General features: G+C 74.0%; 11 protein-coding genes. 8 read left to right on the forward strand and 3 right to left on the reverse strand.

Annotation, left to right across the window (positions count from 1 at the left end):
* Positions 1-45: 45 nt before the first annotated feature.
* Positions 46-6,282, reverse strand: coding sequence for a non-ribosomal peptide synthetase (locus tag E1182_RS01135; RefSeq protein WP_165942462.1), 6,237 nt, complete (start codon positions 6,280-6,282; stop codon positions 46-48).
* A complete protein-coding gene (locus tag E1182_RS01140; RefSeq protein WP_243705962.1) occupies positions 6,279-14,099 on the reverse strand; it encodes a non-ribosomal peptide synthetase in 7,821 nt (2,606 codons plus the stop codon). Before E1182_RS01140 ends, E1182_RS01135 begins: the two co-directional genes overlap by 4 nt.
* A 100-nt stretch (positions 14,100-14,199) precedes the next feature.
* Between E1182_RS01140 and E1182_RS01145 the strand changes: the two genes are divergently transcribed.
* From E1182_RS01145 to E1182_RS01180, 8 genes are all read left to right on the forward strand, one after another.
* Positions 14,200-15,528 carry an MFS transporter gene (locus tag E1182_RS01145; RefSeq protein ID WP_132260717.1) on the forward strand — a complete coding sequence of 443 codons (1,329 nt, stop codon included), beginning with the start codon at positions 14,200-14,202 and terminating at the stop codon, positions 15,526-15,528.
* A 29-nt stretch (positions 15,529-15,557) separates the two neighbouring features.
* Complete coding sequence (locus tag E1182_RS01150; RefSeq protein ID WP_132260739.1) at positions 15,558-16,595, forward strand: iron ABC transporter permease; 1,038 nt, start codon at positions 15,558-15,560, stop codon at positions 16,593-16,595.
* 2 nt (positions 16,596-16,597) lie between these two features.
* The gene (locus E1182_RS01155; RefSeq protein WP_243705956.1) at positions 16,598-17,668 is read left to right on the forward strand and encodes an iron chelate uptake ABC transporter family permease subunit; all 1,071 of its coding nucleotides are present in this window, start codon (positions 16,598-16,600) and stop codon (positions 17,666-17,668) included.
* Position 17,669: 1 nt separating this feature from the next.
* Positions 17,670-18,485: an ABC transporter ATP-binding protein gene (locus E1182_RS01160; protein ID WP_132260719.1), complete on the forward strand. Its 816-nt coding sequence runs from the start codon at positions 17,670-17,672 to the stop codon at positions 18,483-18,485.
* A 68-nt stretch (positions 18,486-18,553) separates the two neighbouring features.
* Positions 18,554-19,588 carry an ABC transporter substrate-binding protein gene (locus E1182_RS01165; protein WP_132260720.1) on the forward strand — a complete coding sequence of 345 codons (1,035 nt, stop codon included), beginning with the start codon at positions 18,554-18,556 and terminating at the stop codon, positions 19,586-19,588.
* Between the two features lie 62 nt (positions 19,589-19,650).
* Positions 19,651-20,448 carry a thioesterase II family protein gene (locus tag E1182_RS01170; RefSeq protein WP_132260721.1) on the forward strand — a complete coding sequence of 266 codons (798 nt, stop codon included), beginning with the start codon at positions 19,651-19,653 and terminating at the stop codon, positions 20,446-20,448.
* A gap of 7 nt (positions 20,449-20,455) precedes the next feature.
* Positions 20,456-21,802 (forward strand): lysine N(6)-hydroxylase/L-ornithine N(5)-oxygenase family protein, encoded by a 1,347-nt coding sequence (locus E1182_RS01175; RefSeq protein WP_132260722.1) that lies wholly within the window; start codon positions 20,456-20,458, stop codon positions 21,800-21,802.
* A gap of 30 nt (positions 21,803-21,832) precedes the next feature.
* Complete coding sequence (locus tag E1182_RS01180) at positions 21,833-22,042, forward strand: MbtH family protein (RefSeq protein ID WP_132260723.1); 210 nt, start codon at positions 21,833-21,835, stop codon at positions 22,040-22,042.
* Between the two features lie 70 nt (positions 22,043-22,112).
* Here E1182_RS01180 and E1182_RS01185 read toward each other — a convergent pair whose 3' ends face one another.
* Entirely contained in the window at positions 22,113-23,744 is a 1,632-nt protein-coding gene (locus E1182_RS01185) for a (2,3-dihydroxybenzoyl)adenylate synthase (protein ID WP_132260724.1), read from the reverse strand.
* Positions 23,745-23,870 lie beyond the last annotated feature (126 nt).

Below are 23,870 nucleotides of genomic sequence, written 5' to 3' on the forward strand. Positions count from 1 at the left end.
GCACCGCGGGCCCGGTGACCGCGCACGGTCACCGGGCCCGCCGGTTCAGCCCGCCGTGCGGACGGTGAGCAACTCGGCCAGGGCCGCCGCCGTCGGGCGGGCGAAGAAGTCGGCGATGCCCAGATGGGTGCCCGTGGCGTCGCGTACCCGTTGGCGCAGCTGCACCAAGAGCAACGAGTGCCCGCCCAGATCGAAGAAGCTGTCGTCCGCCCCGACCTCCGGCACGTCGAGCAGCTCGGCGAAGAGGCCGCAGAGCAGCGCCTCGGCGGCGGTCTCCGGGCGACGCCCGGGGCGCCGGTCGTCGGCTGCCGGCGCCGGCAGCGCCCGCCGGTCCAGCTTGCCGTGCTCCGTCAGCGGCAGCTCGTCCAGTGCGACGAACGCCGCCGGGATCATGTAGTCGGGCAACATCCGGCCCAGGCGCGCGCGCAGCGCCACCGGGTCGAGCGCGGCGCCGTCGGCCAGGACGCAGTAGGCCACGATCCGCTTGCCGGCGGGCGGATCGTCCCGGACCACGGCCGCGGCCCGGGCCACGGCCGGATCAGCGGCCAGCGCGGCGGTGATCTCGCCCAACTCGATGCGGAACCCGCGGATCTTGACCTGCTCGTCGGCGCGGCCCAGGAAGTCGATCGCGCCGTCCGGCATCCAGCGCACCAGATCACCGGTGCGGTACATCCGGCTCCCGGGCGGTCCGTACGGGTCCGCGACGAACCGCTCGGCAGTGACCCCCGGCTGGTTCAGGTAGCCGCGGGCCAGACCGGCACCGGCCAGGTACAGCTCGCCGACGACGCCGGTGGGCACCGGTCGCAGCGTCCGGTCCAGCACGTACGCCCGGGTGTTGGCGGTGGGTCGCCCGACCAGGGGGCGCTCGCTGTCGGCGACGCGGGCGGCGAGGGCGTCGACCGTGGCCTCCGTCGGGCCGTAGAGGTTGTAGCCCGTGGTGCTCGGCAGGTCCCGTAGCTGCCGCCAGAGCGGCGTGGGCACGGCCTCACCGCCCACGCCCCAGGCGAGCAGCGGCGACCATCCATCGCGGATCAGCCCGGCGCCGGCCAGTTGCAGTGCGTGCGACGGGGTGACCTCGATGAAGTCGATGCGGTGCCGGTCGACGAAATCGACGAGCAGCGCCGGGTCGCGCAGCGTGTCCTCGGTGACCAGGTGCAGGGCGTGGCCGTCGAGCAGCCACAGCTGAGGCTGCCAGGACGCGTCGAACGCGAACGACCAACCGTGTGCGACCCGCAGCGCCCGGCCGCCGGCCGCGGCGACCGTGGGCCGGTACAGCAGTTCCCGGTGGCTGTGGAACAGGTTGGCGATGCTGCGGTGTTCCACCACCACGCCCTTGGGTAGCCCGGTCGAGCCGGACGTGTAGATGACGTACGCCGGATGTTCGGGCCGCGGCCGGGGCAGGTCACCGGCGCCCGGGTGGGCCAGCCGCCGCTGCACTAGCGGCGCGTCGAGCAGGAGGACCGGTGCGCCGGCCAGCGGGGCGAGCCGCTCGGTCGTGACGGTGAGCAGCGGACCGGCGTCGGTGAGGACGTGCGCGATGCGCCCCGGCGGGTACGCCGGGTCGATCGGCAGGTACGCCGCCCCGGCCCGCAGCACGGCGAGCAGCGCCACGACGGCGTCGGCGGTACGGGGCAGCAGCAGCGCCACCACCGTGTCCGGGCCGGCGCCGTGCTCGACGAGCAGGCGTGCCAGCTCGGCGCTGCGGGCGTCCAGCTGGGCGAATGTGTACGCGATGTCGCCGCACACCAGCGCCGGGGCGTCCGGTGTGCGGGCCACCTGGTCCTCGAACAGCTCGACGAGGGTGCGCCGCGGTGTGTCGACCACCGGCCCGGCACCCTGCGCGAGCACCCGCTCGTACTCGTCGGCGCTGAGCAGTTCCAGGCTGCCGACGGGGCGTTCCGGATCGCTGGTGACGGCGGCGAGCAGCCGGACGAGTCCGGTCGCCAGGCTGTGTGCGGTGGTGGCGTCGAACAGGTCGGTGCTGTACTCGACGCCGACCGTCATCCCGGTCCGGCCCGGCTCCTCCACGACCTCGAACGCCAGGTCGAACTTGGCGGTCGCGGTGTCCACCTTCTCCTGCACCACACGGCACTCGCCGAGCCGCAGTCGCAGGTCCGGCCGGACCTGGTGGCTCAGCATCACCTGGAACAGCGGGTGCCGCGCCATCGACCGGGCCGGGTTGAGTACCTCCACGAGGCGCTCGAACGGTACGTCCTGATGGGCGTACGCGGCCAGGTCGGTCTCTCGGACCCGCGCCACCAGGGTGCGGAACGTCGGGTCGCCGCTCGTGTCGGTCCGCAGCACCAGCGTGTTGGCGAAGAAGCCGACCACCTCGTCGACGGCGTCGTCGGTGCGTCCCGCGATCGGCGTGCCGATCGGGATGTCGGTGCCGGCGCCCAGCCGGGTCAGCAGGGCCCCGAGCGCCGCGTGCAGCACCATGAAGACGCTGGCGTCGCACCGCCGCGCGAGCGCCCGGACCGCCCGGTGCACCCCGGCCGGGACGGTGACCTCCACACAGGCTCCGCGCAGGCTCGGCACCGCGCGGCGCGGGCGGTCGGTGGGCAGGGTCAGCTCCTCCGGCAGCCCGTCGAGTGCCTTGCGCCAGTATCCGAGCTGACGGGCGGCCAGCGAGTCCGGTTCGTCGTCGCGGAGCAGTTCCCGCTGCCAGACCGCGTGGTCGGCGTACTGCACCGGTAGGGGCGTCCAGCCGGGCTCGTGCCCGCCGGTGCGGGCGGCGTAGGCCGTGGCGAGGTCGCGCAGCAGTGGTAGGGCCGACCACCCGTCCGCCGCGACGTGGTGCACGGTCAGCAGCAGCACGTGTTCGTCCGGGCCCAGTTCGAACAGCTCGGCCGCGAACGGCGGCTCGGCGTCGATCCGGAAGGGCCGGCGGGCGGCCGCCGCCAGCAGGTCCGCCAGCTCGCCGCCGGCCGCGGCGGTCACCGGCAGCGCCGGCCGGGCCGCGGCGGCGGGCAGGATGACCTGACGGGGGGTGCCCGCCTCGTCCGCCAGCACCGTGCGCAGTGCCTCGTGTCGATCGGTCAGGTCACCGAGCGCCGCGCGTAGTGCCGCGACGTCCAGGTCGCCGGTGACGCGTGCGGCGAAGGCCATGGTGTACGCGGGGTTGGGGCCGTCGAGCCGGTACAGGAACCACATCCGGGCCTGGGCGTACGACAGCGGCAACGGGTCGGGTCGGAACCCGGCCCGCAGCACCGGCCGGGTGTCCCGGGCGTCGAGCCGGGTCGCCAGCGCGGCCACCGTGGGCTCGTCGAACACGGTACGTAGCGCCAGCTCCGCCCCGAACACCGTGCGGACGCGGCTGGCCAGGCGCGTGGCGAGCAGCGAGTGGCCGCCCAGTGCGAAGAAGTCGTCGTCGATGCCGACCGTCTCCACCCCGAGCACCTCGGCGAACAACTCGCAGAGCAGTTCCTCGGCGGGGGTCCGCGGCCGGCGTGACGCGTCGGCCGGCTGCCGCGTCGGCGCGGGAAGCGCGGCCCGGTCCAGTTTGCCGCTCGGCGTCGCGGGCAGGGCGTCGAGCACCACGACGGTGGCCGGTACGAGGTGTGCGGGCAGTGTCGTGGCCAGGTCCTGCCGTACGCCGGCCGGGTCGAGTGCCTCGCCGACGACGTAACCGACCAGCCCGAGCTCCGGTCGGGCGACGACTGCCGCCGCGCGGACGCCGGGTAGCCCCAGCAGGGCCGCCTCGACCTCGCCCGGCTCCACCCGGAACCCGCGGATCTTGACCTGGGTGTCGGTGCGGCCGAGATATTCGACGGCACCGCCGGCGGTGCGGCGAACCAGGTCACCGGTGCGGTACATGCGCGTGCCGGGTGGGCCGAACGGGTCGGCGACGAAGCGTTCCGCGGTCAGCGCCGGGCGGCCGAGGTACCCGTCGGCGAGCTGCCGACCCGCCAGGTACAGCTCGCCGGGCGTCCCGGCGGGGACGGGCCGCAGCGCCGCGTCGAGCACGTACAGGGCGGTGTTCCACACCGGCCGGCCGATCGGCACGGTGGCGGCACCGGGCGGGCACGGCCACGCGGTGACGTCCACGGCGGCCTCGGTGGGCCCGTACAGGTTGTGCAGCTCGACAGCGCCGCCGTAGCGGTCGTGGAAGGCCTCGGCGAGGTCGACGCTGAGGGCCTCACCGCTGCACAGCACCCGGGTCAGACCGGTACACGCTGCCGCCTGCGGCTCGGCCAGGAAGGCCCGCAGCATCGACGGCACGAAATGCACGGTGGTGACCCGTTCCCGCTGAACGAGGCCGGCCAGGTAGCGCGGGTCGCGATGACCTCCGGGCCGGGCCACGACCAGCGTGGCGCCGACGATCAGCGGCCAGAAGAACTCCCACACCGAGACGTCGAAGCTCGACGGCGTCTTCTGCAGCACCCGGTCGTCCGGGGTGAGTCCGTACTCGTCCTGCGTCCAGAGCAGCCGGTTGACGATCGCCCGGTGGGACACGACCACGCCCTTGGGGCGGCCGGTGGAGCCGGAGGTGTAGATGACGTACGCCGGGTCCGCCGGCCGCACGCCCGGGCAGCCGGGCGCGGCCTCCGGCAGGACGGCGCTGTCGAGCGCCAGCACCGCGGTCGCGTCGACCGGCAGGGCGGCGCGGGTCGCGGTGTCGGTGAGCAGCGCGGCGGGCCTGGCGTCGGCGACCATGAGGGCGAGCCGGTCGGCGGGGTAGTCGGGATCGAGCGGCAGGTACGCGGCGCCGGCGCGCAGCACCGCGACCAGCGCCACGACCAGGTCGGCCGAGCGGGGCAGGGCCACCCCGACCACACCGCCGGGCCCGACGCCGTGCGCGGCCAGCAGGGCGGCCACTCGCCCGGCGCGGTCGTGCAGCTGGGCGTAGGTGAGCCGGACGCCGTCGGCGACCACCGCGGTGGCGTCCGGCGTGCGGGCGGCCTGTTCGGCGAGCAGCGTGGTCAACGTCGTGTCCGGTACGGCGGCGGCGGTGCCGACCAGCGGCTCCACCTCTGCGGCGTCGAGCACCTCGACGCGGCCCAGCGGCACGGTGGGCGCGGTCGCGAACGCGGTCAGTGCCCGGATGAGGCGCTCGGCCACCCGTCGCGCCTGCGGCTCGGTGACGGCGTCGGGGCGGTGTCCCACCTCCAGTCGGAGCCGCTCGCCGGGCAGGACCGTGACGGCGAGCGGATAGTGCACGCCCTCCTCGCCGGAGAACCCGGCCAGCCGCAGGCCGGGGGCGAGGTCGGCGAGACGGTCCGGGTCGAAGGGGTAGTTCTCCACCGTGACCAGGGTGTCGAACAGCTCGCGCCCGCCAGCGACGCGCTGGATGTCGGCCAGCCCCAGGTGCTGGTGCGCCACCAGCTCCGACTGCTGGTCCTGCAGGCGGCGCAGGGCGGTGGCGTACGGCTCGGCCGGCGGCAGACCGACCCGCACCGGGACGGTGTTGACGAACGCGCCGATCATCGACTCGGCGCCCGGCAGGTCGGCCGGGCGGCCGGACACCACGGTGCCGAACACCACGTCGTCGCGGCCGAGGGTCCGGCCGAGGGTGAGGGCCCACGCCCCCTGGACGACCGTGCCGAGGGTCAGGCCGTGCGCCCTCGCGGTCGCGGTCAGTTGTGTCGTGGTGGCGGCGTCGAGGCGTACGACGACACGCTGCGGGTGCTCCCGCACGCCGCTGTCGGTGCCCGGCGACACGAGCGTCGGGGCGTCGAGTCCGGACAGTGCTTCCCGCCACGCCGTCTCGGCGGCGGCGCGGTCCTGCGCGGCGAGCCACTCGAGGTAGCGTCGCGGTGCCGCTGCCGGAGGTGGCGGGTCGCCGGCGTACCGGGCGAACAGCTCCCGTACCAGCAGGGGCTGTGACCATCCGTCGAGGACGATGTGGTGGGCGGCGAGGACGAACCGGTGCAGGTCGTCGGCGAGGCGGATCAGCGCGAACCGCACCAGCGGCGGGCGACCCAGGTCGAACCGCCGCCGGCGGTCCTGCTCGGCGAGCCGTCGCTCGGCGGCGTCCCGTTCACCACTGGGCAGCGCGCCGAGGTCGGCGTACTCCCACGGCACCGGGACGTGCCGGGCCACCAGCGCGGCGGCCCGTCCCTGCCGGTTACGGCGGAACGCGCTGCGCAGCGCGGGGTGGGCGTCGAGCAACCCCTGCGCGGCGGCGCGTAGCCGGTCGGCGTCCACCGGGCCGCGCAGGGTGAGCACGAGCCGTCCCGCGTACACGTCCGGGCCTTCGGCGTCCAGCTCGGCGCGGAAGAGCAGGCCCTCCTGCAGCGGGGTCGGCGGGAGAATGTCGTCGAGCGCGGGACGGCCGGTCACGAGAGGCTCCAATCGGTGACGAAGTCGTCGATCTCGTCCTGGCTGATCGCCATCAGGGAGACATCGGAGGGGGTGAGACCACCGGCGGCCGGGTCTGCGGCGTGTGTGGCCAGAGCGGTCAGGTAGGCGGCCCAGCGGTCGGCGAGGGTGTGCACCTCGGCCGGGTCGAGGGCGGCACCGGCCCAGGACCAGGTGGCGTGCAGTGCCGCGCCACCGGGGCCCGGCCGGATCCAGGCGTCGATCTCCAACTGGTGGGCGAGCGGCAGCGCCGGGTCGACGTGGTGGAACAGCCCGTCGTCCGTCGGCTCCCAGAAAGCGTCGCCACCGCCGACGAGCCGACCCAGATAGTTGACGCAGACAGCCGGTACGGGCAGCCGCGCCAACTGCGGGGCCGCCTGCGGGTTCAGGTGCCGCAGGGCCCCGTAGCCGAGGCCACCGTCGGGTACGGCGCGTACCTGTTCCTTGACGGCCTTGAGGGCACGACCGATCTCCACGCCGCCGGCCCGGGCCGCGGCGAGATCGACCGGCCCCGGGTCGAGGCGGACGGGGTGCACGGCGGTGAACCAACCGACGGTGCCGGCCAGGTCGGTGCCCGGGGCGATCGCTGCCTCCCGGCCGTGGCCCTCCAACGCCACGGTGAGGGCCGTGTCGGATCCGCTGCCGTGGCGGGACTCGGCGACGGCGAGCGCCAGGGCGGTCAGCAGGGCGTCGGCCGGGTCGGCCCGGAACGCGGTGGGTAGCCGCGTCAGCAGCGCTTCCGTGACGTCCGCGGTAAGGGTGACGACCCGGCGCTGCTGCGTGCCGGTGATGTCCCGGGCCGGGTCGAGCTGGCCTTTACCGAATGGTCCCGGCGCGGCCAGGGCGCTCGTCCACTGTGCCGCCTGTTCGCGGGTGGCCGGCCGATCGGCGTACTCGCGCAGTCGCGCGGACCAGGCCCGCAGCGAGGTGCCCGACGGCGACAGCGCGGTACCACGCCATGCGGCGGCCAGATCGGCGCAGAGGATCCGCCACGACACCCCGTCCACCACGAGGTGGTGCGCCACCAGCACCAGCTGATCGCGCGCGGGCAGCCAGACCGCCTGCAGCAGCACGCCGTCCGCCGGTCGCAGTCGCTGCGCGGCGGCCCGTGCCTCGTCGGCCGGGGTGCCGTCGCCGACCCGCAGCAGGTCACCGGCGCGCACCGCGCCGGGAGGCGCGGCCACCAGATCCCAGCGACCTTTCGCCGTGGTCACGAGCCTGGCGCGCAGTGCCGGGTGCCGGTCGAGGACCTGCTGGAGCAGACCGGTCAGCTGGTCAACGGTCAGCCCGGCCGGGGCGCGTAGCGCCATGCCCTGGCTGTAGCTGTCGGCCGCCGCCGGCCGGCCGGCGGCGGCCAGTTCGCGCAGCCACCCGACGATGGGCGTTTCGGCGATGGCGCCGACGCCGTCGTCCGCCGGTGGGGTGGTCGGGCCGGGGACCGCCCGGGCGACGGTGGCGAGGGCGGCCGGTGTCTGGTGGCGGAAGACGTCGCGCGGCTCGATCGTCCACCCGGCCGCCCGGGCCCGGCTGACCAGCTGCAGGGCGACAATGCTGTCCCCACCCAGTTCGAAGAAGTTCGCGTCGGCGGCGACCCGGTCGTGGTCGAGCAGCGCCGCGAACAGGTCGCAGAACAGGGTCTCGCCGGCGTCGGCGGGGGGCCGCCCGCTGTCCGCGGCGGGCACCTGCGGCACCGGGAGGGCCGCGCGGTCGAGCTTGCGGTTCGTGGTCTCCGGCAGCCGGTCGAGGGCCGTCCACAGCGACGGCACCATGTGGTCGGGCAGCGCCGCGGCGGCGTGCGCCCGCCAGCCGTTCGGGTCGGCCGGGTGGCCGGGTGCGGGCACCACGTAGGCGACGAGCCGGCGGGAGCCCGGCAGGTCGTCGCGGGCGACGACGGCGACGTCGGCGACGCCCGGGTGTCGGCTGAGGACGGCCTCGATCTCGCGGGGTTCGATCCGGAACCCGCGGATCTTCACCTGGTCGTCGGCGCGGCCGAGGCACTCCAGGTCGCCGTCGACCCAGCGGGCCAGGTCGCCGGTGCGGTACATGCGGGTGCCGGGTGGCCCGAACGGGTCGGCGACGAACCGCTCGGCGGTGAGCGCCGGGCGCCGCAGGTAACCGCGCGCCAGGCCGGCGCCGGCCAGGTACAGTTCGCCGGTGACACCGGGTGGTACCGGTCGCAGCCGGGCGTCGAGCACGTACGCGGTCATGCCGGCGATGGGCCGGCCGATACGCGGGGCACCCTCGCCGGTGACCGGGGCGACGACGGCGTCGACGGTGCACTCGGTCGGCCCGTAGAAGTTCCACGCGTGCAGGCCGGGCCGCGCACCGAGGTCCCGCCACAGCGCGTCGGGCATGGCGTCGGCGCCCGGTCCGAGCAGCGCCGGCCGGTGGCGGCCCGGAGCGAACAGGCCGTGCTGGATGAGCTGCTGCAGGTGGGTCGGGGTCAGGTCGAGGTAGTCGATGCGCTCGTCGGCCACGTACGCGGTGACGGCTGCCGGGTCGGGGTAGCTCGCCTCGTCGAGGACGTGCAGTTCGTGACCGCCCACCATGAGGACCACCGGGTCGAGGGCGGCGTCGAACGCGAACGACGCCACGTGGCCGACCCGGATCCGTCGCCCGCCGACCGCGGCCACCTTGGGCGGAAAGAGCGCCGAGGTGTGGGCGGCGAACAGGTTCGCCAGGCTGGCGTGGCTGACCACCACACCCTTCGGGATGCCGGTGGAGCCGGAGGTGTAGATCACGTACGCCGCGCTGTCGGGGGCCGGCGGGCGCGGATCTGACACCGTCGCGGGCGGCGGGTCGTCGTCGAGGTACACCATCGGCAGGCCCGGCGGGTGCGGCAGGGACGCCGCGAGGGTCCGGGTGGTGAGCAGGCAGACCGGCTGGGAGTCGGCGAGCATCGCCGCCAGACGGTCCTGCGGGTACGCGGGGTCCAGCGGCAGGAAGGCGGCACCGGCGCGCAGCGTGCCCAGCATCGCGGGCACCACGTCGCGGCGCGCCAGCGCCAGTGCCACCACTCGGTCGGGTCCGGCGTCGTGTGCCGTGACCAACCGCGCGATCCGGTCCACCTCCGTGGCCAGGTCGGCGTAGGTCAGCCGCGACAGCTCGCCGGAGGCGGCGCGTACGACCAGGGCGACGGCGTCCGGGGTACGGGTGACCTGCCGGGCGAACGCGTCCGGCAGCGGCGGCGCGGCGGGGGCCGGCACGGGCGGCGCCACCAGCGCCGAGCGCTCGGCGGCGAACAGCAGCTCGTGGTCGTCGATCGGCCGGTCCGGTGCGGCGACGGCGGCGGTGAGCAGCTGCACCAGCCGCGCCGTCAGGGCCTCCACGGTGCCGGGGTCGAACAGGTCGGCGCTGTACTCGGCGAACCCGCCGACCGTTCCCGGTGCCTCGGGGTCGAAGTCCTCGATGAAGGTGAGGCTCAGGTCGAACGTGGCGGTCTGCGTGGCGACGACGTACGGGCGGCTGACCAGCCCCGCAACGGGCAGCCGCGACGCGGTGCCGCTCTGGTGCACCACCATCACCTGGAACAGCGGGTGTCGGGCGGTGGAGCGCGGCGGGTTGAGAATCTCGACGAGCCGCTCGAAGGGCAGGTCCTGGTGGTCGTAGGCGTCCAGGTTGGTTCGCCGGATGCGGTGCAGCAGCTGGGTGAAGGTCGGTGAGCCGGACGTGTCGGTGCGCAGCACCAGTGTGTTGACGAAGAAGCCGACCAGGTCGTCGAGGGGTTCGACGCCGCGATTGGCGACGGGTGTGCCGAGCGGGATGTCGTCGCCGGCGCCGAGCCGGGTGAGCAGTGCCGCCACGGCGGCCTGGTACACCATGAACGGGGTGACCCCGAGCCGGGCGGCCAGCTCACGGACGGCCTGCGCCTGCCCGGCGTCGATGGTGAACCGGGTGAGCCCGCCGGCGTACGACGACTCGGCCGGCCGGGGCCGGTCGGTGGGCAGGCGCAGTTCGGCCGGCGCGCCGTCCAGGGTCTGCCGCCAGTAGGCCGCCTGCCGGGCGGCGCGGCTGCCGGGGTCGTCGGCGTGCCCGAGGGCCTTGCGCTGCCAGACGGCGTAGTCGGCGTACTGCACGGGCAGCGGGGCCCACGCGGGCGCCGCGTCGGCGCGCCGGGCCGTGTAGGCCGAGGCGAGGTCGCGGACCAGCACGGGCAGCGACCGCCCGTCGCCGGCGATGTGGTGCAGCAGTAGCAGCAGGACGTGCCGGTCGGGGGCGAGTCGGAACAGCGTGACGCGCAGCGGGGTTTCCCGAGCGAGGTCGAACACCTGCGCGGCGGCTGACGAGACCTCGGCGTCGAGCGTCGCCGGGGTGACGTCTCGGACGGCCAGGCGTCCTCCGGCCGGCAGGACGACCTGGTGGGGTGTCCCGTCGCGCTGGGGGAAGACGGTGCGCAGGATCTCGTGCCGCGCGACGACGTCCCGCAGTGCGGCGTCGAGCAGGCCGGCGTCCAACGGTCCGTCCAGGGCCAGCCCGAGCGGGATGTGGTACGCCGCGCCGGCGTCCTCAAGGCGGTGCAGGACCCACAGCCGAAGCTGTGCGAACGACAGCGGGGCCGGGCCGTCATCGCCGCGCGGCGCCAGCGGCGGCAGGTCCTCGGCGGGTGCCGCGGCCGGGGCCAGCGTGCGGGCCAGCGCGGCGGGCGAGGGGCCGTCGAACAGCGACCGCAGGAGGGGACGCACGCCCAGTTCGGCCTGCACCCGGGTGATCAGCCGGGCGGCCAGCATCGAGTGGCCGCCCAGCGCGAAGAAGTCGTCGTCGGGCCCCACGGCGGGCACGTCGAGGACGTCCGCGTACAGCGCGCACAGCCGCGCCTCCAGCGCCGAGGCGGGCGCCCGTCCGGTCGCGGCGGAGTAGACCGGCGCGGGCAGGGCCCGGCGGTCGAGCTTGCCGTTGCTGGTCAACGGCAGCCGGTCCAGCACGACGATCGCGGCCGGAACGAGATGCGCGGGCAGGGCGCGGGCCAGTCCGTCGCGCAGCTGTTGGGGTGACGGGTCCGTCCCGGTGACGTAGGCGACCAGCCGCACGTCGCCGGGCGTGTCCTCGCGGGGCACGACGGCGGCCTGCGCGACGGTGGGATGGGCGCGCAGCAGCTGCTCCACCTCGCCCGGTTCCACCCGGAAGCCGCGGATCTTGACCTGATGGTCGACCCTGCCGAGGTACTCCAGCACGCCGTGCGCGCTCCAGCGGGCCAGGTCGCCGGTGCGGTACATCCGGCTGCCCGGCGGGCCGTACGGGTCGGCGACGAAGCGGGTGGCGGTGAGAGCCGGCCGGTCGTGGTATCCGCGGGCGAGGCCGTCGCCGGCCACGTACAGTTCACCGGCGGCGCCGGGCGGGACCGGGTGCAGCCGTTCGTCGAGCAGCCGGACGGCGGTGTTGTGCACCGGCCCCCCGATCGGCACCACCGGCCCGGAGTGCTCCGGCGTACACGCCCACAGGGTGGCGTCCACCGTGGTCTCGGTGGGCCCGTACGAGTTGAACATGCGGCAGGTCGCCGCCCAGCGCCGCATCAGTTCGGGCGGGCACGCCTCGCCGGCCACGATCAGGGTGACGCCGGCCGGGAGCGCGTGCTCGTCCGGCAGGGAGGCGAGCACCCCCGGTGGCAGCGTCAGGTGGGTGATGCCGTGGCGGGCGCAGAAGTCCGCCAGCGGGGGGCCGAGGCGCTGCTCCGCCGGCACGATCACCAGCGTGGCGCCGGTGAGGAGGCCCATCGTCCATTCCCACACCGACGTGTCGAAGCTCATCGACGCGAACTGCAGCACCCGGTGCCCGGGTCCGACGCCCAGCTCGTCGACCATCGTCGAGACGAGGCTGGGAATGCCCTCGTGGGTGACCACGACACCCTTGGGGCGGCCGGTCGACCCGGAGGTGTAGATGACATAGGCGGCCTGCTCCGGCCCGGCCGGGCACGGCTTGGGGACGCACCCGGCGGTGGTGTCCTGGTCGATGAGGAACGCCGGCGGCGCGGCGGCCGGCAGCGCCGGTACGGTCGCGGTGTCACTCACCAGCAGGATGGGTCGGGCGTCGTCCAGCATCAGCGCGATCCGCTCCGGTGGGTAATCCGGGTCGATCGGCAGGTACGCCGCGCCGGCCTTCAGCACAGCCAGCGCGCAGACGAGGAACTCGCCGCAGCGGGGGAGCGCGACGGCGACCACGGTCTCGGGTCCGGCGCCACGCGCGGCGAGTGCGCCGGCGAGGACGTCCGAACGCTCGTCCAACTCGGCGTAGCTCAGGGTCCGCGTTCCACCGTCCTCCCAGCGCAGTGCCTCCGCGTCGGGTGTGTGTCGGGCCCGCGCGCGGAACAGTTCGGCGATCGTGGCCCGGTCCACCGGCCGGGAGTCGCTGCCCCAGCCGGCGAGCACGAGTTCCCGCTCGCCGGGGGCGAGCAGGTCCAGGTCGCCGAGCGGGGCGTCGACGTCGGCCAGGGCGGCGTCGAGCAGCCGCGCGTAGCGGCCGACGAGGCCGTCGACGGTGCCGGCGTCGTACCGGTCGGCACGGTAGGTGACGTCCAGACCGAGCGTGCCGTCGGGTTCCAGCACCGCGGCGACGGCCAGGTCGAACGCCGCGGCCCCGTTGTCGACGCGCCGTTCGGTCACGGTGACGCCCGGCAGGTCGAGGGCCGCCCAGACGTCGCTGCGTACCGAGAACAGGATGTCGAACCAGACGTGGTGCCCGGCGCTGCGATCCGGGCGCAGCTCCTGCACGATGGTGTCGAACGGCACCCGCTGGTGGGCGTACGCGGCGAGACACTGCTCACGGACGTGCTGCAGGAAGGCGCGGAACGTCGTCGCCGGGGTCGCCCGCGTACGCAGGGCGAGTGTGTTGCCGAAGTTGCCGATCAGGCGGTCGGCGCCCGGGTCGGTGCGGGTCACGACGGGGGACCCGACGATGAGGTCCGGCACACCGCCGACGCGGTGCAGCAGACCGGTGAACCCGGCGAGCAGTGCCATGAACGGGGTGACGCCCTCGGCGCGGCAGACGGCGTGCAGTCGTTCGCGCAGCGCCGCCGGCAGCCGTCGGGTGAGCCGGCCGCCCGTCGCGGGCCCGTCGGTGGTGCGCAGCCGGTCGGTGGGCAGCGGTACCGGGGCCGGTGGGTCGGCCAGTCGGGCGCGCCAGTGGTCCAGGTCCGTGGCGGTCCACGGCGGCGTGCGGTGTTCCGCGGCGGCCAGGTCGGCGTACTGCGCCGGCAGGTGGGGCAGGTCCCGCCCGGTGTACCCGGCACCGAGGTCGTGCAGGAGCACCTGCCAGCTCGCGTCGTCCCAGGCGATGTGGTGCGCGACCAGCAGCAGGACGTGCTCGTCCGCGGCGAGCCGGAGGATCTCCAGCCGGATCGGCAGCTCGGTCGTCAGGTCGAACGGGCGTTCGGCGAGCCGCGCGGCGGCCCGGTCGACGGCGGGTTCGCGCTTCTCGGGCGCCAGCGAGGTCAGGTCGGTGGTGGTCAGCTCCAGCCCGTCGACCGGTACGACCACCTGGTGCGGTTCGCCGTCCTCGCCGACCCGGTAGACCGAGTGCAGCACGTCGTGGCGCTGCACGACGTCGCGCAGCGCCCGGGCGAGGTCCGCCGCCGACAACGCACCGCACAGTCGCGCGCCGACGCAGACGTGGTACGCGGTGTCCTCCGGCCGGAGCTGGTGCAGCAGCCACATCCGGCGCTGCGCCGCGGACAGGGGAGCCGGTCCGGTGACGCGGGGGACGGTCGACGGTACCTCCGGCCGACGGGCGATGCCCCGCTCCGCGAGTCTGCGGCGGACGAGTTCTCTCCGCCGGGCCGCCAGGTCGGCGTTGCCGTCGCCGTCCATGTTGGGCACGTTCCTGTCACCTCCGATTGCGCCGGGTCAACCGGAGGGACCCTAACTTAGGTTAGCCTAATCTTGCCATAGCGACGGGTGGAGGTGGCGCGTGCGCGTCCGTGAGTTCGGCTTGGATCTGCGTCCGCTGCGGGGCGGTTCGCGGCTGGCCTGGGTGCTCGCCGCCCGGCTGCTGGGACTGCTCAGCATCGGACTCACGTCCGTCGCCGTCGTCGTGCAGGTCTACGCGCTGACCGGTTCGTCGTTCCAGGTGGCGATGGTCAGTCTGGTGCTCGGCGCGGGCCTGCTGGTCGGTCTGCTCGCCGGCGGGGTGCTCGCCGACGGCCGGGAACGCCGGTCCCTGATCCTGCTCGGCAGTGGCTGGGCGGTCGTGACGTTCGGCGCGCTGGCGCTCAACGCGGCAGCCGACCACCCGCGGTTGTGGGTCATCTACCTGCTCGGCGCTCTCTTCGGCCTCACCGAGGGCTGTGCCGAGAGTGCGTTGACCGCCGTCGTGCCGAGTCTCGTGCCGGCCGACCAGCTACCGGCGACGGGCGCGCTGGTGACCGTCACGACCACCGTCGGCGCCATCGCCGGTCCGGTGGTCAGCGGAGCGCTCGTCGCCGGTCCGGGACTGGCCACCACGTACGCGCTGGCGGCGCTCGGCGCGGCGGGCGCCGTTCCGCTGCTGGCCCGGCTGGGCGCGCTACCGCCGCAGGTGCCCGGCGACGCGGAGTCCGTCGTGCCGGCCGGCCGTGGTGCCTGGTGGCCCGCGCTGCGGGAGGGTCTGACGTTCATCCGTCGCAGCCGGATCGTCGCCGCTGTGCTCGTGGTGGACCTCTGTGGTGCGCTGTTCGCGACCCCGGCGGCACTGTTTCCGCAGTTCGCGGAGCGCGTCTTCGCCGCCGGCCCGAGCGCGGTCGGCCTGCTCACCGCCGCTCCTGCCGCCGGTGCCGCCGTCGCCTCCCTGCTGTCGGGCTGGACGGGGCGGTTGCGCCGGCCCGGACGGGTCCTGCTCGGCGTGGTCGGTGCCTACGGACTGGTGACGATCGGCTTCGGTGCCAGCCCGGTGCTCGGCCTCGGTCTCGCCTTCCTGGCCCTGGCCGGCGCCGCGGACACCATCTCGGAGATCCTGCGTCGCACCCTTCTCATGCAACACACCACCGCGCACATGCAGGGGCGGGTCGGCAGTCTCTGGCTCGCGCAGGCGATGACCGCACCCGCGCTCGGCGGCGTACTGCTCGGGCTGGCGGCAGGGCTGACCGGCCCGTCGGCAGCCGTCGCTCTCGGTGGGGCGCTCTGCGTCGGGGCCACCGTCCTGGTGGGATGGTGCTACCCGCAGCTGTGGCGGCACCGGGCGGTCGGCGCCGGCCCGGAGGCCGGTCGGGACGTCGCGGAACCGTCGTGCGACGACGTGAGGACCGCGACTGTCCAATCCTAGTTAGGTGAGGCTATCCTACCTCGGTGACTATCGAGGCGACGAGCGTCGTGCCCCGCCGGTCGGCGTCGCCTGCCGTCCGGTCGCAGGCGTGGGCCACGTTGAGCTGCCTGGCCCTTCTGCTGCTGCTCTGCCTGGCGTCCGTGGCGCTCGGCACCCGATGGATTCCCCCCGATCAGGTCCTCACCCTGCTCCTGCACCCAGACGGATCGGAAGTGGCCGGCATCGTCCACCAGATGCGGGTGCCGCGGACGCTGTTCGGGCTGCTGGCCGGGGCGGCGCTGGCGATCGCCGGCGCACTGATGCAGGGGCTGACCCGCAACCCGCTCGCCGATCCAGGAATCCTCGGCGTCACCGCCGGTGCCTCCATCGGTATCGTCGTCACGACCACTGTGCTCGGCATCGCGTCGGTCTACAGCTACGTGTGGTTCGGCTTCGCCGGTGCCCTCGCCGCGACGGCTCTCGTGTACGGGCTCGGCTCGGCCGGCGGCGGCGGCGCCACACCGGCCAAGCTGGCCCTCGCCGGTGCCGCCGTCTCCGCGTTGCTGCAGTCGCTGGTCAACGCAGCCCTGCTCGTCGATGCCGCGGCTCTCGGTGATTTCCGGTTCTGGGCGGTGGGAGCCCTTACCGGCCAGCCCGCCACGATGCTCGGGCCCGTCCTGCCCTTCTTCGCGGCCGGCGCCGTGCTCGCCGCCACCACCGCGCCCGCGCTCAACACCCTGGCGCTCGGCGAGGACGTCGCCCGCGGTCTCGGGCAGCGCGTGGGCCTCGCCCGGTTGCGCGGTGCCGCCGCGGTGACCCTCCTCGCCGGTGCCGCCGTGGCGCTGTGCGGACCCATCGCCTTCGTCGGCCTGCTCGTACCCCACGTCGTGCGTGCCTTCACGGGCCCGGACCACCGATGGATCCTGTGGTACTCGGCGCTGCTCGGGCCGTGCCTGCTGCTTGCCGCCGACATCGCCGGCCGGCTGGTCGCCCGGCCCGACGAACTACCCGTGGGGATCGTCGTGACAGCGCTGGGTGCGCCGTTCTTCGTCGCGCTGGTCCGCCGCCGCGGACTGCGGGAGCTGTGACCGTGTCTGCCGCAGAGAACGCCAGGGCGCTGGTCCCGGGGGTCGTGATCCGTCTGCCGGGCACCCGGGCATGCTGGCTGGTGCGCCCCCGCGCGATGGTGGTGAGCCTGCTGCTCGCGGCGGTGGTCGCCGCGGCTTTCCTGCTCGCCGTCGCCGTCGGCGATCTGGACCTACCGCTGTCCGATGTGGCGGCGGCCCTGGTGACCGGCGGTGACGACGTGACCGGCCTGGTGGTACACGACCTGCGCCTGCCTCGGGCACTGGTCGGCCTGCTCGTCGGCGCCGCGTTCGGCGTCTCCGGGGCGGTTTTCCAGTCACTCACCCGCAACCCGCTCGCCAGTCCCGACGTGATCGGCGTGTCCGCCGGTGCCGGCACCGCCGCCACGGCGGGACTGCTCATCGGTGCTGGCGCCGGGCTCGGCCTGCAGACGGCGGCGTTGCTCGGCGGGCTGGGATCGGCCCTGCTGATCTACCTGCTGGCGTACCACGGCGGCACCAGCGGCTTCCGGATCGTCCTGGTGGGCATCGGCGTCGCCGCCCTGTGCGGCAGCGTCACCACCTACCTGTTGCTGAGGGCCGGGGTGTACCAGGCGCAGCAGGCCCTGATGTGGCTGACCGGCAGCCTCAACGCCCGTGGCTGGGAGCACGTCGGCCCGCTTGTGGTCGGCCTCGCCGTCCTCGCGCCCGCCGTCGCGGTGCTCGCACCGTGGCTGTCCGGCCTGCAGCTCGGCGACACCCCCGCCCAGGCCCTCGGTCTTCCCGTTCACCGGGCCCGGGTCGCCCTGCTCGCGGTGGCCGCCGCGCTCGCCTCGATCGGCACCGCCGCCGCCGGCCCGGTGGCCTTCGTCGCCCTGATCAGTCCGCAGATCGCCGTACGGCTCGTCGGGGCGCCCGGCCCCGCGCTGGTCTCGTCCGGCCTGGTCGGGTCCGCGGTGGTGCTTCTCGGTGACATGCTCGCCCGGGAGGCGCTGCCCGGCGTCGAACTACCCGTCGGCGTGGTGACGGGCGCACTCGGCGCACCTGTCCTGCTGTGGCTGCTGGGCCGTGCGAACCGTTCCGGTGTAGGAGGCTGACATGGATGTGCTGGCGCACGGGCTCACCGCTGAGGGACTCACCCTCGGGTATCCCGGCCGACGAGTGGTGGACGGCCTGGACGTGACGATCCCGCCCGGCCGGGTGACCGCCATCGTCGGGGCCAACGCCTGCGGCAAGTCCACTTTGCTGCGGGGCCTGGCCAGGCTGCTGCGCCCGGCGGCCGGCACCGTGCAGCTCGACGGCCGGTCGATCGACACGCTGCGCGGTAAGGAGCTTGCCCGGCTGCTCGGTGTGTTGCCGCAGGACCCGGCCGCGCCGGACGGCATCACCGTACTGGACCTGGTCCGTCGCGGCCGCAGCCCGCACCAGTCGTGGTGGCGGCAGTGGTCCGCCGCCGACGAGCGCGCCGTACGGGACGCGCTGACCGCGACCGGTCTGCTCGCCGAGGCGCAGCGCAGCGTCGACGAGCTGTCCGGGGGGCAGCGTCAGCGTGCCTGGATCGCCATGGCGCTGGCCCAGGACACCGGTGTGCTGCTGCTGGACGAACCCACCAACCACCTCGACCTCGCCCATCAGATCGAGATCCTCGACCTCATCGCCGACCTGAACCGGGCACAGGGCCGCACCGTCGTGCTCGTCCTGCACGACCTGAACCATGCCGCGCGCTACGCCCACCACGTCATCGCCATGCTCGGCGGCCGGGTCGTGGCGGCCGGACCTCCGCGTGAGGTCATCACCCGACAGCTCGTCGAGGACGTCTTCGGTCTCGCGTGCGTCGTCGTCGACGACCCGGTCAGCGGTGGGCCGCATGTCGTCCCGTACGGCCGTCACCACAGCGTCCCCGCGGCCCACTGATCCTCGATGACCTACCGACGCCGCCGGGCGGAACGCCCCGCGGCGCCTGCTGAAAGGAAACACGCACCATGTCAATGATCGGTCATCCCGTCCGGGTCGGGCAGAAGCTGCTCGCCGTGGGTGCCGCTGTCGCCATGACGGTCCTGCTGGGTGCCTGCGCCACCGGCAACCCGACCCCGTCCACGGCCGGCGCGGGGTCCGCGAGTTCCGACGGGCCGTGGAGCTTCACCGACGACCGGGGTACGAAGATCGACCTGCCGAAGCGTCCGACCCGGATCGTGGCGCAGTCCCACCCGGCGGCCGCCCTGTACGACTTCGGCATCAAGCCCGTCGGTGTGTTCGGCCCGCAGGAAACCTCCGACGGCAAGCCGAGCCCGCAGATCGGCAACCTCGACCTCACCGGCGTCGAGTCGGTCGGTACCGCGTTCGGCGAGTTCCAGTTGGAGAAGTTGATCGCCCTCAAGCCCGACCTGATCGTCACCGTGGCCTACGGCCCGATGCTCTGGTACATCCCCGACGAGGTGCGGGCGAAGGTGGAGAAGGTCGCCCCGATCGCGGTCATCCAGCTGATGGGCGTCGCGGTCCCGGACGCTGTCAAGCGTTTCGGTGAGCTGTCCGCGGCCCTGGGCGCGGATCCGAACAGTCCGGCCATCCAGCAGGCCAAGACCGGATTCGAGGCCGCGGCCAACGCCCTGAGGACCGCGGTGGCGGCGAAGCCGGGGCTGTCGGTGGAGGTTGTCTCGGGCACCAAGGAGAACTTCTTCGTCGCCGACCCCGAGTTCCACGGCGACGTGAAGTTCCTGCAGCAGCTCGGGGTGCGGTTCGTCAAGCCGGCGAAGCCCGAGGCCGGTTTCGAGTCGCTCAGCTGGGAGGAGGCCGGCCGCTACCAGGCCGACCTCGTCATGGAGGACGCCCGCCCCGAAGGCGGCCTGGACGCGACGCAGTTGGCCACGTACCCCGCCTGGCAGAACAGCCCCGCCGTCAAGGCCAACCAGGTCATCGACTGGCAGACCGAGACGCCGTTCACCTACCAGCGGTTCACGAAGGTCCTGACCGACACCACCGCCGCCGTCGCGAAGGCCGACGCCACCGTCGTGCCGTGACGCCGGACCGCGCCCCGCCAGCCGTGGCGGGGCGCGGAAACCTCTGCGAGAGGAAGCGATCGATGCTGCTGACCGACGACTGGGCGCGCTGGTTCCGCCGGTACGTACCCAAGCCCGACGCGACGGGCCGGCTGGTCTGCTTCACTCCGGCCGGTAGCCTGCCGTCGTTCTACCTCGACTGGGCGCGGACCGCGCCTGCCGAGGTGGAGGTCCTCGCCGTCACGCTGCCCGGCCGTGAGCAGCGCAGCGCCGAGCCACCGGCGACCGACCTGGAGTCCCTGGCCGATGCCGTCGCCCAGGCGCTGCGCCCGCTGGGGGATCGCCCGACCGCCCTGTTCGGGCACAGCATGGGCGCCGCCGTCGCCTACGAGGTCGGCCGGCGGGTCGAGGCGGCGGGTGGCTCACTGGCGGGCCTGGTCGTGTCGGGCTGCGCCAGCCCCGCCCGGCTGCGGGAGCGACGGTCGTCTCTCACGGCGTACGACAACGACCGGCTCGCGGTGTACCTGCGTGACCTCGGCGGCACGCCGGCGCAGCTGTTCGACGACCCGGAGCTGCGCCAGCTGGTCGTCGACGCCTTCCGTGCCGACCTGGCCGTCCTCGAACCGTATCGGCCGGACGAGACGGGCAGCCGCCTGCGGACCGCGGTGCACGTCCTGCGGGGCGAGCAGGACCAGGCGACGCCGGGCCACGACGCCGCCCGCTGGGCCGAGGTGACCGACCGGTTCGCCGGGGTCCGCTCCTTTCCGGGCGGCCATTTCTACCTGCTCGACCAGCGGTCCGCCGTACTGCGCGCCGCCGTCGAGCCGCTGCGCGGCCACGGTCTGCAGCCGATGTTCATGCACGCACACAGGAAGGGGTAGGACCGGCATGTCAGCACGGGACTCAGGCTCTCCGGCGGAGCACGTCGACGACGTGGTGGGCGTGGGATTCGGCCCCGCGAACCTGGCGCTCGCCGTCGCCATCCACGAGCACAACGCGCGGCGTCCGCACACCGACGCGGTACGTGCGGCGTTCGTCGAACAGCAGTCGCAGTTCGGCTGGCACTCCGGGATGCTCCTGGAGGGCGCGACGATGCAGGTGTCCTTCCTCAAGGACCTCGTGACCATGCGCGACCCCGGCAGCCGGTTCACGTTCCTGCGTTACCTGCACGAGCAGGGGCGGCTGCCGGACTTCATCAACCAGAAGAGCTTCTTCCCGACCCGCATCGAGTTCCACGACTACCTACGCTGGTGCGCCGCCGCCGTGGACGACATGGTGGCCTACGGCGAGACGGCCGTCGCCATCCGCCCGGCGGCCACCGGGGTCGGGCCGGTCGACCACCTCGACGTGGTGGTGTCGCGCGCCGACGGCCGGCAGCGGGTGCTACGTGCCCGCAACGTGGTGGTCAGCACCGGCCTGCGGCCCCGGATGCCCGCCGGCGTCACCGCGGGACCACGGGTGTGGCACAACCGTGATCTGCTCTTCCGAACGCCTGAGCTCAGACAGCGCCGGCACCGGCGGTTCATCGTCGTGGGAGCCGGGCAGTCCGCCGCCGAGACGGCCGAGTACCTGCACCGCACCTTCCCGGACGCGGAGGTGTGCGCGGTCTTCGCCCGGTACGGCTACAGCCCGGCCGACGACAGCCCGTTCGCGAACCGCATCTTCGATCCGGCCGCCGTGGACGACTTCTACACCGCGCCGGAGGACGTGAAGCAGACGCTGTTGAGCTACCACGCCAACACCAACTACTCGGTGGTGGACGGTGAGCTGATCGAGCAGCTCTACCGGATCGTGTACCAGGAGAAGGTGGCGGGTGTGCAGCGGCTGCGGGTCCTGAACACCACCGCCCTGGAGTCCGTCGACGAGTCCGCCGACGGGGTGCGGTGCGTGCTCCGCTCGCTGACCACGGGGCAGCGGTACCCGCTCGACTCGGATGCCGTGGTGCTGGCCACCGGCTATGCCCCCGTGGACTGGCGGGAGCTGCTGGGAGCGCTCGCCGACGAGTGCACCACCGACGCGCTCGGGCGCCCGCGGATCGGCCGGGATCACCGGGTGCTGACCTCCGACTGGATTCGGGCCGGCCTCTACGTCCAGGGCGCCGGTACCGAGCACAGCCACGGCCTGACGGCGTCCCTGCTGTCGACCCTCGCGGTCCGCTCCGGCGAGATCTGCGACTCGCTGGTGCAGCGCCGCGCGGCCACCGCCGGTCTGGCCACCGCCGTCCATCCCGGCTGATCCTCACCCGCCCTCACCGAAGGAGTACCGATGGCTGCCACGAACCCGTTCGAGGACGACGACGCCCGTTACCTGGTGCTGGCCAACGTCGAGAACCAGCACTCGCTCTGGCCCGCCTTCGCGGCGGTGCCGGCGGGCTGGTCCGTCGTGCACGGCGAGGACTCCCGCCAGGGCTGTCTCGAGTACGTGCAGACGCACTGGACGGATCTGCGCCCGGCCAGCCTGATCGCGCAGGGATGACCGACGCGCCCCGCCGTCGCGAGGCTCGCGACGGCGGGGCGGGCGGGGCGTCAGAAGGCGCGCGGCGGCGTCACGGCGCGACGGCCGCCGCCAGCGCCCGTTTGTCGATCTTGCCGATGGCGGTCAACGGCAGGTCGTCGACGACGGCCAGCAGGTCCGGCAGTTTGAACGCGGCCACGCCACGCTCCAGCAGGAACGCGCGCACGTCCGCCAGGTGCGGCGGGGCGGCTCCGGCGGGCGGCCGCAGCGCCACGCAGATCAGCTGCCCTTCGGCGCCGTCGGGCACGCCCACCGCGGCGCACCGGTCGATGAGCGGGTGGGCGTGCAGGTGGCTCTCGATCTCCTCGCCCGAGACGCTCTCACCGTTGCGGTCGATGGTGTCCTTGACCCGTCCCTCGACCACGAGGTGACCGGACGGCAGTGCCCGGACCAGGTCTCCGGTGGTGTAGTACCCGTCCGGCGTGAACGCCGTCGCGTTGACCTCGGGTGCCCGGTAGTACCCGCGCAGCGTGTACGGGCCACGCACCAGCAGCTCGCCCACCTCGCCCGCGGCGACGTCCGCTCCGTCGGCGTCGACGACGCGCAGCTCGTCGTCCGGGCACATCGGCCGGCCCTGGGTGCTCGCCACGACGTCCTCGTCGTCGTCGCCGCGGGTGTAGTTCAGCAGCCCTTCCGCCATCCCGAACACCTGTTGGACCCGGCAGCCGAGCGCGTCGGGAATGCGCCGCGCCAGCTCTGCGGACAGCTTCGACCCGCCGGCCTGCAGGATCTCCAACGTCGACAGGTCCGCCGGATCCCAGGCCGCGGTCTCGATCCACAACGGGATCAGTGGTGGGACGAGGGCGGTGTGGGTGACGCCCTCGGCCTCGATGAGCGGGAACGCGTCGTCGGGCGCGGGGGAGGGGGAGAGCACCACCGTGCCTCCGACCGAGAACGTGCCCAGCATGCCGGGGCAGGCGAGCGGAAAGTTGTGGGCGATCGGCAGGCAGGCCAGGTAGACCGTGTCGCGGTCCAGCTCGCACACCTCGGCGCTGGCCCGGGCGTTGTAGCCGTAGTCGTTGTGGGTACGCGGAATCAACTTCGGCACACCCGTCGTCCCGCCCGAGACCAGCAGCAGGGCGATGTCGGCCGGGTCCGGCTCGGCGAACTCGCGCGGCGGGGCGTCGATCGACGCCAGCGCCGTGTACGGCCCCGGGTCACCGTCGACGAGCACGTAACGCAACTCCGGCGCGTGCGCGGTCACCTGACCGGCCAGCTGTCGGTAGTCGAACCCGGCGACCTCGTCGGCGATGACGTAGGCGACCGCACCGGAGAGTTTCGCGAGGTGGGAGATCTCCGTGAACCGGTGCGCGGGCAACGTCAGCACCGCGATGGCACCGATCCGCGCCAGGGCGAACAGCAGCGGCGGGAAGGATCCGGTGTTGGGTAGCTGGACGAGGACCCGGTCACCCGCGCGGATGCCGAGGTCGGCGAGGCCCGCGGCCATCCGGTCGGCCCGCTCGTCGAGCTGCCGGTACGTCAGCCGCTGCTCGCCGGCGACCAGGGCGAGCCGGCGGCCGTGCGCCGCGGTCCAGTCCCGCAGCAGCCGGCCCAGGGTGCGCCCGTCCCAGTAGCCGCGTTCGACGTAGCGTTCGGACAGCTCCCGGGGCCACGGTGTCAGGCCGGAGGGTAGAGGGGCGACCAGGTCGTCCGGTACGCGCATCGCTGCTTCTCCTTAACGGCACGGCAGGGGAGGGGTCCCGAGGAACATCCCCGGACAGTAGGTTAGGTTAACCTAACCATTGGCCGGTGGTGGCCGGCGGCGGAGCTTCCCGCACCATGACGGAGG

It is taken from the genome of Micromonospora sp. KC721 (genome assembly GCF_004348355.1).
Lineage (GTDB): Bacteria > Actinomycetota > Actinomycetes > Mycobacteriales > Micromonosporaceae > Micromonospora.

Coding starts and splice junctions, on each gene's coding strand:
- E1182_RS01185 (WP_132260724.1), bottom strand. CDS start 23,744: ATGCGCGTACCGGACGACCTGGTCGCCCCTCTACCCTCCGGCCTGACA.
- E1182_RS01140 (WP_243705962.1), bottom strand. CDS start 14,099: ATGGACGGCGACGGCAACGCCGACCTGGCGGCCCGGCGGAGAGAACTC.
- E1182_RS01160 (WP_132260719.1), top strand. CDS start 17,670: ATGGATGTGCTGGCGCACGGGCTCACCGCTGAGGGACTCACCCTCGGG.
- E1182_RS01180 (WP_132260723.1), top strand. CDS start 21,833: ATGGCTGCCACGAACCCGTTCGAGGACGACGACGCCCGTTACCTGGTG.
- E1182_RS01175 (WP_132260722.1), top strand. CDS start 20,456: ATGTCAGCACGGGACTCAGGCTCTCCGGCGGAGCACGTCGACGACGTG.
- E1182_RS01170 (WP_132260721.1), top strand. CDS start 19,651: ATGCTGCTGACCGACGACTGGGCGCGCTGGTTCCGCCGGTACGTACCC.
- E1182_RS01165 (WP_132260720.1), top strand. CDS start 18,554: ATGTCAATGATCGGTCATCCCGTCCGGGTCGGGCAGAAGCTGCTCGCC.